The organism is Neobacillus niacini (genome assembly GCF_036961885.1).
GTDB classification, from domain to species: Bacteria; Bacillota; Bacilli; order Bacillales; family Cytobacillaceae; genus Neobacillus; species Neobacillus niacini_H.
In genome coordinates, this window is sequence record NZ_JBALNQ010000033.1 from 1 (window position 1) to 13,320 (window position 13,320).

Annotated in this window: 10 protein-coding genes and 1 tRNA gene; 8 read left to right on the forward strand and 3 right to left on the reverse strand. The window is 37.7% G+C overall.

Translation table 11 applies throughout. The features are described from left to right. Positions 1 to 290 precede the first annotated feature (290 nt). Together uidA and V7124_RS15200 are read left to right on the forward strand one after the other, a co-directional pair. Complete coding sequence (uidA, locus tag V7124_RS15195) at positions 291 to 2,102, forward strand: beta-glucuronidase (RefSeq protein WP_335411256.1); 1,812 nt, start codon at positions 291 to 293, stop codon at positions 2,100 to 2,102. A 196-nt stretch (positions 2,103 to 2,298) separates the two neighbouring features. Next, positions 2,299 to 2,372 (forward strand) — tRNA-Gly (locus V7124_RS15200). Positions 2,373 to 2,444: 72 nt separating this feature from the next. Here the strand turns inward: V7124_RS15200 and V7124_RS15205 are convergent. After that, positions 2,445 to 3,116, reverse strand: coding sequence for a B3/B4 domain-containing protein (locus V7124_RS15205; RefSeq protein WP_335490490.1), 672 nt, complete (start codon positions 3,114 to 3,116; stop codon positions 2,445 to 2,447). 107 nt (positions 3,117 to 3,223) lie between these two features. On the opposite strand from V7124_RS15205, the gene queG reads away from it, so the two are divergent. From queG to yhbH, 6 genes are all read left to right on the forward strand, one after another. Continuing rightward, positions 3,224 to 4,357: a tRNA epoxyqueuosine(34) reductase QueG gene (gene queG / locus V7124_RS15210; protein ID WP_335490493.1), complete on the forward strand. Its 1,134-nt coding sequence runs from the start codon at positions 3,224 to 3,226 to the stop codon at positions 4,355 to 4,357. Between the two features lie 87 nt (positions 4,358 to 4,444). Next, entirely contained in the window at positions 4,445 to 5,311 is an 867-nt protein-coding gene (locus V7124_RS15215) for an amidase domain-containing protein (RefSeq protein ID WP_335490496.1), read from the forward strand. A gap of 66 nt (positions 5,312 to 5,377) precedes the next feature. Beyond that, a complete protein-coding gene (trmL, locus tag V7124_RS15220) occupies positions 5,378 to 5,851 on the forward strand; it encodes a tRNA (uridine(34)/cytosine(34)/5-carboxymethylaminomethyluridine(34)-2'-O)-methyltransferase TrmL (protein WP_335490499.1) in 474 nt (157 codons plus the stop codon). Between the two features lie 56 nt (positions 5,852 to 5,907). Then, the gene (nfsA, locus tag V7124_RS15225) at positions 5,908 to 6,657 is read left to right on the forward strand and encodes an oxygen-insensitive NADPH nitroreductase (protein ID WP_335490502.1); all 750 of its coding nucleotides are present in this window, start codon (positions 5,908 to 5,910) and stop codon (positions 6,655 to 6,657) included. 561 nt (positions 6,658 to 7,218) lie between these two features. Continuing rightward, positions 7,219 to 9,114 (forward strand): PrkA family serine protein kinase, encoded by a 1,896-nt coding sequence (locus tag V7124_RS15230; RefSeq protein WP_335411243.1) that lies wholly within the window; start codon positions 7,219 to 7,221, stop codon positions 9,112 to 9,114. A 288-nt stretch (positions 9,115 to 9,402) separates the two neighbouring features. Next, a complete protein-coding gene (gene yhbH / locus V7124_RS15235) occupies positions 9,403 to 10,569 on the forward strand; it encodes a sporulation protein YhbH (protein ID WP_335490505.1) in 1,167 nt (388 codons plus the stop codon). A 45-nt stretch (positions 10,570 to 10,614) separates the two neighbouring features. On the opposite strand, the gene V7124_RS15240 is transcribed toward yhbH, so the two are convergent. Together V7124_RS15240 and V7124_RS15245 are read right to left on the reverse strand one after the other, a co-directional pair. After that, positions 10,615 to 11,880 carry a HAMP domain-containing sensor histidine kinase gene (locus V7124_RS15240; RefSeq protein ID WP_335411239.1) on the reverse strand — a complete coding sequence of 422 codons (1,266 nt, stop codon included), beginning with the start codon at positions 11,878 to 11,880 and terminating at the stop codon, positions 10,615 to 10,617. Positions 11,881 to 12,036: 156 nt separating this feature from the next. Then, positions 12,037 to 13,143 carry a GGDEF domain-containing protein gene (locus tag V7124_RS15245; RefSeq protein ID WP_335490508.1) on the reverse strand — a complete coding sequence of 369 codons (1,107 nt, stop codon included), beginning with the start codon at positions 13,141 to 13,143 and terminating at the stop codon, positions 12,037 to 12,039. Between the last annotated feature and the right edge of the window lie 177 nt (positions 13,144 to 13,320).

Sequence of the window (13,320 nt, forward strand, 5' to 3'; positions counted from 1 at the left end):
CTTGCAAACTAAATTCAAAGGTACAAAATAACTATTTCCGCGTTAGAATCGGCTTTAAGATTTTAACAACAATGTTACGAAAACAGCCTTTATAAAATTTAATAAAAAAAAAGATAAAAAGCAATATATTTACTAATATAGAAAAAATTTTACCATAATATCTTCAATAGATTGATTATAATGATTTTAAAGCCCTTACATTATTGAATATCAGATTATCTAAGTGGATACCATATCCATTGGAAATGAAAGCTTATAAATCGAAACAAATTGAATGGAGGAGAAAGTATATGTTATATCCAATAGCTACAGAAAGTCGTGTTGTCTTGGATTTAAGTGGAGTTTGGAAATTTATGATTGATAGAGAAGTGGAATCAATCGAGGTGTCACAACCGCTGCCAACCAATGAAGTGATGGCTGTTCCTGCTTCATTTAATGACCAGACGGTGTCAAAAGAAATCCGCGAGCACAACGGTTATATTTGGTATGAAAGAGAATTTACGGTTGCGAAGGCATTGCGAAATGAAAGATTAGTCTTACGTTTTGGTTCTGCTACGCATGAAGCATGGGTGTACGTAAACGGCAAGGAAATTACTCATCATAAAGGCGGATTTATGCCGTTTGAAGTGGAAATCAATAACTATCTAGTTGATGGTGCCAATCGTTTAACTGTTCGTTTGAGCAATCTGTTAGATTATACAACTTTACCAGTTGGTAACTATAGTGAAAAGAAAGATGAGAATGGCCGCATCATTCGTAAAGTGGATGAAAACTTTGACTTCTTTAACTATGCAGGCTTGCACCGTCCAGTTAGGATTTATTCTACACCACGCGAATACATCGAAGATATTACTATCGTGCCGAATATTGATTTAGCTGCTAAAAAAGCGGATGTGCAGATTTCCGTGAAAACAGAAGGAAATTTTGATGAAGTCCGGGTAACAATTTTAGATGAAGAAGGCAAGCAAGTGGCTCAATCTTCAGGTACAGATATAAACGTGGCAATCGAAAATGTTCAGTTATGGCAGCCATTGAATGCTTATCTTTATAAAGCAAAAGTGGAAGGTATTAAAGGCGGAGAAACAATTGATGTTTATGAAGAGTCATTCGGTGTCCGCAAGGTGGAAGTAAAGAGCGGCAAGTTCTTAATCAACGGCGAACCATTCTATTTCAAAGGTTTTGGAAAACATGAGGATACGTATGTGAATGGCCGTGGCTTGAATGAGGCTTATAATGTACTTGATATTAATTTGATGAAGGAAATGGGTGCGAACTCCTTCCGGACGTCCCACTATCCATATTCAGAAGAAATGATGCGTTTATGTGATCGTGAAGGAATTGTCGTCATTGACGAAACACCAGCGGTTGGTTTAATGTTATCATTCACGTTTGACGTATCGATTTTAGAAAAGGGCGAGTTTGAGGATGATACTTGGAAGGATATAAAGACACATGAGGCCCATCAACAAGTTATTCGTGAATTAATCGATCGTGATAAGAACCATGCGTGTGTTGTGATGTGGTCAATTGCCAACGAGGCGGCGACTTATTCAAATGGCTCTCATGAGTATTTTGAGCCGTTATTCAGTCTGGCTCGCGAATTGGATCCACAAAAACGTCCATGTACGTATGTTGGTATCATGATGGCTACTCCAAAGGCTGACAAATGTACAGACTTGGCAGATGTTATTGCCCTAAATCGTTACTTTGGCTGGTATGTCCAAAATGGTGATTTAATAACGGCGGAAGAAAAGACTCGTCAAGAACTGCTAGAATGGCAGGAAAAATATCCAGATAAACCAATTATGTATACAGAATATGGTGCGGATACCGTAGCAGGTTTCCATAGTGCGTATGGTGAGCCATTCTCTGAAGAATATCAAGAAGATTACTATCGCATGAATAGCAAAGTATTTGATGAGATTCCTAACTTTGTCGGCGAGCAACTATGGAATTTTGCCGATTTCCAAACAAAATTTGGCATCATGCGTGTTCAAGGTAATAAAAAAGGGATTTTTACAAGATCAAGAGAACCAAAAATGGTTGTACGCTATTTAAGCGACCGCTGGAAAAACATTCCGGACTTTGGATATAAGAATTGATTGTTAACTAAGGTAATGATGATTAAAAGGTACAGATATATGACCCATATATCTGTACCTTTTTTGGTCTACGTGTATTCAGAGAACAATTTTTTTCGACAAAAAACGCAAAATCTTCTTGACGGTAGGGGAAAAACTATGTAATATAATAAAAGTCAGTTTAAGTTTTTTATTTTTTGTTTATACTTACTTTTGTGCGGGTGTAGTTTAGTGGTAAAACCTCAGCCTTCCAAGCTGATGATGTGAGTTCGATTCTCATCACCCGCTCCATACATATTACCAAACGCAGTGTATCGTTACTTGAAAACGATGCATTGCGTTTTTTCTATTTTTCGGGCGCTTCTAATCGCTTCCTATTATATTGAAGCTAGCATCTCCACCATGTATTTGTGTGAACATCTTCATCAATGACGCTGTCAGTCTTTCCGCACTGCTCACCGCTGTTGACGGCTGTAAATAGATAATCTGCAGGGCATTTTTTGTTGCTTCGGTTACCGGCGCTCGATTGGAGTCTACAAACGGACTGCCGAATGGTCCAAGCCGGTCCGCTGAGACGATAAGGTTTTCTAAGGAATTCATCCGGCCATTCAGGCCAAAATACTCTTCCCCTGCCTTCGCTATTTCGATTGTGATAGGTCCCTTTAGTTGATCGGTGTCATAAATACCAATCGGTACTTGATATTGCAGGGAAAAGAAGTTGTTAATATCGATGGCACTTTGGACCGTGGTAAGATAATTCTGTTTCTGGACTCTGCGGTAAAGAGCCTCTGCAGAAGGGCGATAACGGTTAGGATCCTTGCCAAAATTTTTAAAAATACTGCGCCATTCTTGAATACCCGGCAGTTCTATAAGATTTTTATTTTCCAAATCAAAGTAAATGGATTCTTGAAACAATTGCAGTCTTCCTTTTACCATTTGTGGGGAATCGCCTACGGTAATATCTTTGTATTCAATGACTCCAAGCTTAAAAGTAGGAATCTTGCTGATTATTTTTGACGAAAGCTGAATTTCCAATGATTCCACCTCCAAATTATAATAAAAATAGTTTATCATAATTAGATATGGAATAAAAAATTTGTCGCTTACCATAGATCATTTTTTAGAAGAAGGGAGGTTACAAAATGATGATTGATCAATTAAAAGAAGAAGTCATTGCTTTTAGTAAAACAATTGGCATTGATAAAATAGGTTTTACTACAGCAGATCCTTTCATTGAGCTAAAAAATAGACTGATTCGTCAGCAGGAACTTGGGTTTCAATCTGGTTTTGAGGAGCCAAATATTGAAAAAAGAGTTACACCTGCTTTACTTCTTCCAGAACCACGGTCGATTATTTCCATAGCACTTGCCTATCCTTCAAAGATGAACGTTCGTGTCGAAGGGAAAAAAGGGGAACGGCGAGGCTTTTTTTCTCGGGCTTCATGGGGATTAGATTATCACCATATTTTACGAGTTCGGTTAAAAAAGCTGGAGGATTTTATTCTTGAAAAAGTACCGGAGGCTCGTATCAAATCAATGGTTGATACCGGTGAGCTTTCTGACCGTGCTGTTGCAGTGAGGGCTGGGATTGGTTGGAGCGGTAAAAACTGTGCGGTCATGACTCCGGAGTTTGGCTCCTACATTTATCTTGGTGAAATGATTACCAGCATTCCCTTTGCGTCTGATGCACCAATGGAGGATCAGTGCGGTTCCTGTACAGCTTGTATCGACGCCTGTCCTACCGGAGCCTTGGTACAAGGCGGACAAATTAATGCACAGAGCTGCATCGCCTTTTTAACACAAACAAAAGCTGTGATTCCCGAAGAATTTAGAGACAAAATCGGCAATCGAGTGTATGGGTGTGATTCCTGCCAAACGTCCTGCCCTGTCAATAAAGGTAAGGATTTTCATTTTCATGAAGAAATGGAGGCTGACCCTGAAATAGCCAAACCATTACTGAGGCCCATGTTAAAAATGAGCAATCGAGAGTTTAAAAACAAATTTGGATCCGTAGCTGGATCGTGGCGTGGCAAAAAGCCAATTCAGCGTAATGCCATTATCGCACTAGCTCATTTTAAGGACGTGAGTGCAATCCCAGAATTACGGGATGTTTTAGAAAATGAAACGAGCTCTGTTTTAAAAGTAACGGCTGCATGGGCACTAGGGAAAATTGGCAGTCCAGAAGCAGTTGAAGCATTGGAAAAAGCAGGAGATAAGGAAGAAGATTTACAAGTAAAGAGTGAAATTGAAAAAAGCTTATTAAAACTAAAGAACTAAATGAGCATAGGACAATCAGTCTTTGCTCATTTTTTTAATTAAAATTCCCCTCTGCACATATGTATGAAACAGAAGGGGGAGATTAACGTGCATAAATCACTCCAAGAATTGTTTGAGAGTCGAGTCGAACAATTTGTTTCGAAGAGTAAGGGGAAGTCCATTAATTATGATAAGGCCGAAAAGAAGCTAGAGTCTTTTACAAAACGGTCTGCTGAAATCGTAAAGGTGAAAGCAAGGGGTAACATCATCAACCAATCAGTGGATGGAGATTTTCAAACCACTATTTATCAGGTTCACTACCAATTTCTTATCAGGCAAAAAGGAGTGCTTTATCAAGAGGAAGAAGTAGAAGTACGAATGTGTAAGTTTTTTAAAAGTGATTTGATTATGGATAAAGAAATAAATCCATATACGAAGCAGCCTAAATTGGAAATCGTTGCAGAAGATGAACAGGAGGAACGGATTAGTTACCAGTATAATCGCTTAAAAGCTGTTCAATATGCGGAACGCTGGTGGAATACCCACAATCCTGCCTATAAGTCGTTTGAAAACAACTGTACGAATTATATCTCGCAATGTCTTCATGCAGGCGAAGCGCCGATGAGAGGGTATCCAAACAAGGGAACAGGCTGGTGGCTCAGAAGTAATAATTGGAGTTATAGCTGGACTGTGGCCCATTCTTTACGGTTGTATTTACCTAATTCTAAGAGCGGATTAAGGGCGAGGGAGGTCAGCAGCCCGGATCAATTGTTATTGGGGGATGTTATCTGCTACGACTTCGAAGGGGATGGTCGTTATAACCATAACACGATTGTGACAGGTAAGGATGCAGACGGAATGCCGCTGGTTAATGCGAATACCTATAATAGTCGCATGAGATATTGGGCATATCAAGATTCATCCGCGTACACACCAAATATTAAATATAAGTTTTTCACGATTGTGGATGGGTAAGTAAATTTGTTTGGCGGGTGGATAATGGTATAATATTTAAAGAGTTTTTTTTATGAGGTGAGTGATTTGGCAATACATGTCGTACTATATCAGCCGCAAATACCTTCAAACACAGGAAACATCGCTAGAACCTGTGCTGGAACGGATACATCCCTCCATTTGATTCGTCCATTAGGTTTTTCTACGGAAGATAAAATGTTGAAGAGAGCAGGATTGGATTATTGGGAGTTTGTAAATATCGTCTATTATGATTCTTTAGATGATTTTTACGAGAAGAATGATGGCGGAGAATTTTTCTATATCACCAAGTTTGGGGAAAAGGCTTATAGTTCCTTTAACTATAGCAATCCTGATAAAGATTATTTTTTCATTTTTGGACGGGAAACGACGGGGCTTCCAAAGGACGTGATTGAAAATAATAAGGATGTCAGCCTAAGGATTCCAATGAATGATAATATTCGTTCCCTAAATCTATCTAATACAGCTGCTATTTTAATCTATGAAGCTCTGAGGCAACAGGAATTTCATCATTTAAAATAAGAATTTAGGGGCCGTTTTATGGCCTCTTTTTCTAATCACAGAAAGGAAGTGTCATTATGAATGAAGTCATTACCACGATATTAAATCACCGTTCCGTTCGTCATTTTAAGGACGAGCCATTATCCGATGAACAAATAAAAACGATTGTTGCTTGTGCTCAGGCTGCTTCAACATCTAGTTTTATTCAGGCCTATTCGATTATCGGCATTAAAGACATGGAAAAAAAGCGAAAGCTTGCAGAGATAGCAGGAAATCAAGAATATGTTGCCCACAGTGGTCATCTTTTGGTTTTTTGCGCAGATTTAAGCCGACATGAATTGATTGGAGACCTCGAACAAAAAGACGTTATCCCATCCATTGAGAGTACAGAAAAGTTTATGGTTGCTCTTATTGATGCAGCATTAGCTGCTCAAAATGCTGCTATTGCTGCAGAATCTATGGGGCTAGGCATTTGTTACATAGGCGGTATTCGAAATAAGCTTGACGAAGTAAAGGAATTATTAAAAACTCCAGCGAGGGTCATTCCTCTCTTTGGAATGACGATAGGCTACCCTGAGAAAATAAATGACAAAAAGCAAAGGCTTCCTCTTGAGCATATTTATCATGAAGAGGAATATGAACAGGATAAAGAAGTTTATTTGCGCCAGCTTCAAGAATATGACAAAGAAATTTCAAGCTATTATGAAGAAAGAACTGCCGGAAAAAGAAAAGATCGCTGGACAGAGCAAATGGCGGCTATGCTTGAAAAACAAACACGGATGTATATGAAGGAATTTGTTCAAAAAAATAAGATGAATATGAGATAAAGCGTACAGCTTTTACGGACAAGTGGACAGTTTCTGCCCAAAACCGTACAGTTTCTACAATAAAGCGTACAGCTTCTACAATAAAGCGTACAGTTTCTACAAAAGAAACGTACAGTTTCTACAATAAAGTGTACAGCTTCTACAATAAAGCGTACAGTTTCTACAAAAGAGCATACAGTCCTCAAAAAACGAATATTGCTCTACCTGAATAATAAAAGGCTGCCCTAGTGGCAGCCTATTTTAAATGAAAAAATTATTTATTGGAACCTGGCTTATCATTATATCCACCTGTGAAAATAGCTGCTAAAAATGCCACCATGACTAAAATAATTAGAAATGTTCCCATGCTTATGTAAAGCCTCCTTAATTTTAAGATATTTCTTTAATTAGACACATATACATTTATTATAGCCTAACTTTAAAAAATGAAAAGAACAATATTCCATTCTTTTCATAAAACAAAAAAGATGGGCAGGAATACTGCAACGATACGCATGTTCAAGTTCCTTGATGCATAGAGTATATTAATCGTCTCTGATAACGCTACAGGGGGAGGGCCTTATGGATATTCTAAAAAAAATTGAGATGTTTAGAGAAGAGGAAGAAAAGCTTCGTTGGGAAGGTACATTTGGGGATTATTTATTGTTGTTAAAAGAGAAGCCATGGGTTGCACAATCGGCACATTCACGAGTTTATAATATGATCAAAGATGCAGGCATTGAGGTAGTAAAAGGGACTAAGAATTACAATTTCTTTGGAAATCAATTATTTGGTTTAGAGGAGTCACTTGAAAGACTTGTTGAGGAATATTTCCACCCCGCAGCCAAAAGACTGGATGTAAGAAAGCGAATCCTATTATTGATGGGTCCAGTAAGTGGAGGGAAATCTACGCTAGTAACCATGTTAAAACGCGGTCTAGAGGCTTATTCCCATACGGAAAGAGGCTCTGTATTCGCCATTAAGGGCTGCCCTATGCATGAAGATCCACTTCATCTGATTCCACACCATTTACGTTCAGATTTTTATGAAGAATATGGGATTCGGATTGAAGGTAACCTTTCACCATTAAATATGATGAGACTCGAGCAGGAATACGGTGGAAGAATTGAAGATATGTTAGTTGAAAGAATCTTTTTCTCGGAGGATAAGAGAGCTGGAATCGGAACCTTTAGCCCGTCCGATCCAAAATCACAAGATATTGCTGATTTAACGGGTAGTATTGACTTTTCGACGATTGCTGAATTTGGTTCCGAGTCAGATCCACGTGCCTATCGCTTTGATGGAGAGCTGAATAAAGCAAATCGTGGAATGATGGAATTCCAAGAGATGTTGAAGTGTGATGAAAAATTCTTATGGCACCTGCTTTCTCTAACACAAGAAGGAAATTTTAAAGCTGGAAGGTTTGCGCTAATTTCAGCAGATGAGCTGATTGTTGCTCATACAAACGAAACGGAATATCGCTCTTTTATCGCGAATAAGAAGAATGAAGCATTACATTCTAGAATTATCGTTATGCCAATCCCTTACAATTTAAAAGTTTCGCAGGAAGAAAGAATTTATGAAAAAATGATTCGTGAGAGTGATGTTTCAGATGTGCATATTGCACCTCATACATTACGCGTTGCTGCAATGTTTACAATCTTAACCCGTCTCAAGGAACCAAAAAAGGGCGATATTGACTTAGTAAAGAAAATGCGGCTCTATGATGGGGAAAATGTAGAAGGCTTTAATGCAGTGGATGTAAGTGAACTTAAGAAAGAATATCAAGATGAAGGTATGAGTGGTATTGATCCGCGTTATGTCATTAACCGAATCTCATCTACAATCATCCGCAAAGAAATACCGTCCATTAATGCTTTAGACGTATTAAGGTCATTAAAAGACGGGCTGGATCAACATCCATCCATCACGGCTGAACTCCGTGATCGCTATATGAATTTTATATCAGTTGCTCGTAAAGAGTATGATAATATTGCCAAGAATGAGGTTCAAAAAGCATTTGTTTATTCTTATGAAGAGTCTGCTAAAACGCTTATGGACAATTATCTTGATAATGTTGAGGCGTATTGTAACAAAGCAAAACTGCGTGACGTGTTAACAGGTGAGGAAATCAATCCGGATGAGAAATTAATGCGTTCGATTGAGGAACAAATTGGTATTTCAGAGAATGCGAAAAAAGCGTTTAGGGAAGAAATCTTAATTAGAATTTCTGCTTTTGCAAGAAAAGGTAAACGTTTTGATTACAACTCACACGATAGGCTTAGAGAAGCAATTCAAAAGAAATTATTTGCAGACCTTAAGGATGTCGTGAAGATTACGACTTCTTCCAAAACACCCGATGAACAGCAGTTAAAGAAAATTAATGATGTTGTCGCCAGATTAATTGATGAGCATGGCTATAACTCAACGTCAGCGAATGAACTTTTGCGGTACGTTGGCAGCTTATTAAACCGTTAAAATTGGCTGTTTTCGTAACAAACATCAGAATTTAACAAAAGAGACTAAAAATAGTAGGGACTGGCGGAAGGAATCTGCCAGTCCGTTTTTTTCAAAATAAAACGAATGGATCTATGTTCGTCCATTTTTATCATGAGTTTAATTGTCAAAATAATTTGTAAATTATTTGCGGTTTCTGCATAGGATAAAGTAATCAACACTATATACTTCTTTATTACACTCGGGTTATTTTATGACATTTGAAAGAAAATGTGACTCAGGAAAAAAATTCAAAAGGAGGGGTTTACATTGTCTGACAATACCCATCAATTTGTAATTTCAAGAGAAGATTGGTCCCTCCACCGTAAAGGCCACGATGACCAGCAAAGGCATCAAGAAAAAGTTCAGGAGGCTATTCGAAACAATCTTCCCGACTTAATTACAGAAGAAAGTATTATTATGTCCAATGGGCGCGATGTGGTGAAAATTCCAATTCGCTCATTAGACGAGTATAAAATTCGCTACAATTATGACAAAAACAAACATGTGGGCCAAGGAGACGGTGAGAGCCAAGTAGGTGACGTAATAGCTCGTGACGGATCAAGTCAGCAAAAGGGTCCAGGAAAAGGGCAGGGCGCTGGAGATCAAGCAGGCGAGGATTACTTTGAAGCAGAAGTATCATTAATGGAATTAGAAGAAGCCTTGTTCAAACAACTAGAGCTGCCGAATCTAAAAAGAAAAGAAGACCAGGAGCATTTAGTAGAAAATATCGAATTCAATGACATTCGCAAGACAGGTCTTATGGGAAATATTGATAAAAAACGGACGATGATGTCTGCATTTAAGAGAAATGCGATGACTGGGAAACCAGCATTTCATCCTATTTATAAGGAAGATTTGAAATTTAAGACTTGGAATGAAGTGATCAAACCGGATTCTAAGGCAGTCGTTATTGCTATGATGGATACAAGTGGAAGTATGGGGATATGGGAAAAGTATATGGCAAGAAGCTTCTTTTTCTGGATGACCCGATTCTTACGTACAAAATATGAAACGGTTGAGATTGAATTTATTGCACATCATACAGAAGCTAAGGTTGTTCCTGAGGAGGATTTCTTTTCTAAAGGTGAAAGTGGAGGAACCATCTGTTCTTCGGCATACCGAAAAGCCTTAGAAATCATTGATGCGAAATATAATCCACGTAAGTTCAACATCTATCCTTTCCACTTTTCTGATGGTGATAATCTTACATCTGATAACGCTCGATGTGTCAAGCTGGTTGAAGAATTAATGAAAGTATCGAACATGTTTGGATACGGGGAAGTTAATCAGTACAATCGCCACTCGACCCTCATGTCAGCCTACAAAAATATCAAGGATGAGCAATTCCGCTATTATATTCTCAAGCAAAAAGCGGATGTATTCCATGCGATGAAGAGCTTTTTTCAAAAAGAAGAGAATAAGATGTATGCTTAACCTAAAATCGACAGGTAGAATTCCTGTCGATTTTCACTGCGTGTACTAGCTTTCATGTTTCTTAAATGAAGTGATGGTTGGAAATTTAATCCGAAAGGTTGTGCCTGATCCTATCACACTTTCCACTCGTATGAAACCGTTCATGGCACGGACAATACTATAAACCACCATCATTCCAAGCCCTGTTCCATTTTTTCCTTTTGTTGAGTAATAGGGCTCTCCGAGTCTTTCCAGTTGTTCAGGAGTCATTCCTACGCCTGTATCCCTGACACAGATTGTTATATAATCTTTGCTGAAATGAGTTTCAAGATAAAGTTGGCCCCCATTCGGCATCGCTTCCACAGCGTTTTTAAGAATATTAATAAAACATTGACGGAATCTTTGTCGATCCCCTCTAATGAACCCAATCACAGAAAAATCAGTGATAATTTCTACAGAATTTTGATTGGCCATTGGCGTTAAGATGTTAATAATTTGCCTAAGTTCATTTTTCACATTTAATTCCTCAATGGAAACTAAAGCGGGCTTGGCAAACGTCAAATAATCCTGTATGACTCTTTCTGCTGAATTGAGTTCTTCCTTTACAATCGAGAGATATTCCCTGCGTTTATGTCTTGGGAGGTAGTCATCATTAAGTAACTGGACAAACCCGCTGGCAGCCGTCAACGGATTCCGAATCTCATGCGAAATAGCAGCACCCATTTGTTCAACAGCTTTTAGTTTTTCCACTTTGATTAATTGATGTTTAATTTCCACACTTTTTTTAATATATTCAATCGAATAGGCTATAAGACCAATACCTAAAGGGGGAATAACTAAATAGGCGAATCCTGCATCAAACCAGTTACTGCTGGTGTGAAGGATTCCCTCCATGCCCGCTAATGTAAGTATTCCAAGGATGATTCCTAAACAAATCGCTATTGTAATTCGACGGTCGGAAGATTGTTTCCAAAACCAAGGCGATAATCGAAAATAGGCAATGGCAAGTGGAATATAAAGAACCGCGGTGCCAGCCAAACCCATGTCAATACCATAGAAACTTCTTATGATTAACATAGCAACAACTAGGATAAGGCCGATACCAAGATATAAACCGCCAATAACGATAGGAATAATGCGTAAATCGTAGCGCGCAAAAACAACTGGATTATAGGAAAATTGAATACATATCCATAACAATAGAATAAAAAAGATAATAATAGTAGTTTTTGATAAGTTAAATTTTCTGCTTCGGTCAAGCCAAATTAAGCAAAAGAGGAGCAATATAATTAAAATGGAAAGATTTGAGAAAAGGTGTTTGGTAATTTCCATCTATTTCACCGCCCAATGAGCTTTTAGGAAAATTTTACATTTTTCTTCAACTTTATACAACAAAATTTACAAATTATTTTGAAAAAGGACTTTAGTATTGGTGGAATATGTAAAACATTGAGAAAAAAGGGTGTCGTCACACCTTTCGATATTTCACTAAGCCGAAATGGTATTCCTTCCATTTATTTTTGAAGTATAAAGGGCTGTATCTGCTAATTGAATTAAATCTTTAGGTGTATTTTCCTGGCTCGGCATGACTGTTGCTATTCCAATACTGATAGTAACAATAGCAGATACTTCCGAACTTCTATGTTCGATATGAAGTTCTTTGAGTTCTTGTTGGATCAATTTCGCCAAGTGTATTCCTTTATTCAGCTTGCTGGAAGATAGGATAATGGCAAATTCCTCTCCGCCATATCGACAAAATGTAAAGTTTGAGTTATTCGTTTCAAGATTCTTAATTGCTTCGGCAATACTTTGCAGGCAGTGATCACCAGCTAAATGACCGTATGTGTCGTTGTACTTTTTAAAGTAATCAATATCGAACATTAGTAAGGTTAAAGGTGATTTAATTAATGTTAATGAAGACCATTCTTTAGTAAGAGTTTCATCAAAATGCCTTCTGTTTCCAATCCCTGTTAGGCCATCTATATAAGAAAGACGATTTAGAAGTTCATTTGCTTTCTGAAGTTTCTGTTCAGTTTCTTTTATCTTTGCGATATAAACGGATAAATGATAGGCGAAAAATCCCCCGGCTAATGATATAAGGTAGTGAATGATTAATACTTTTGTTAAGACCGTTTTATCTTCAATATATATAGCAAAAACGATTGAAATGAAAAATAAACCAATTAGGTTCATATAAAATGCCTTTAAAGTAGGATGGTATTTTAATATAGAAAACCAGCCGCAGACAATTCCTGTCAACAGCGCATTGATAGCTGCAAGCATAGCAGTGTCATTAAAATTGAAAAGGAGTATTCTTCCTAACGCAATGATCCCTGAAGCAATTAAAGCGGGTACATACCCACCAAAAGCAGCAGCAATTACTATTGCTAGATGCCGTAAATCTGCTATGGTCGTTGCGTTTATTTGGTAACTAAATAACATTAAGACCATTCCTAGCAAACCATAACAAATTCCCCAATAAATTTTTAATCTGTTATTCGAGTTGGGATGCAGTGGTTTGTTTTTAAATATTTGTCCCATTACTGTAAACGCAGCAATCAATAATGTTGCATTGGAAAAAAGATCTTTTACCATTCATGTACTCCTAAATATATAATTTGCCGTTAGGTATTTTTTAATATTTTTCGATTATTAACTTATTATAGAAGAAAAATTTCCTTCTGGGAATGATCATGATCAGATATTTTTCCAATAGAATATTTGTGGTGGTTTCTGAAAATTATAAAGATGACTACATTGTAGGAGGGCCAA

What these genes read in the sequence shown, in the direction of transcription:
- V7124_RS15245 (WP_335490508.1), bottom strand. Translation starts at nt 13,143, where the DNA reads ATGGTAAAAGATCTTTTTTCCAATGCAACATTATTGATTGCTGCGTTT.
- V7124_RS15230 (WP_335411243.1), top strand. Translation starts at nt 7,219, where the DNA reads ATGGATATTCTAAAAAAAATTGAGATGTTTAGAGAAGAGGAAGAAAAG.
- V7124_RS15240 (WP_335411239.1), bottom strand. Translation starts at nt 11,880, where the DNA reads ATGGAAATTACCAAACACCTTTTCTCAAATCTTTCCATTTTAATTATA.
- nfsA (WP_335490502.1), top strand. Translation starts at nt 5,908, where the DNA reads ATGAATGAAGTCATTACCACGATATTAAATCACCGTTCCGTTCGTCAT.
- queG (WP_335490493.1), top strand. Translation starts at nt 3,224, where the DNA reads ATGATGATTGATCAATTAAAAGAAGAAGTCATTGCTTTTAGTAAAACA.
- uidA (WP_335411256.1), top strand. Translation starts at nt 291, where the DNA reads ATGTTATATCCAATAGCTACAGAAAGTCGTGTTGTCTTGGATTTAAGT.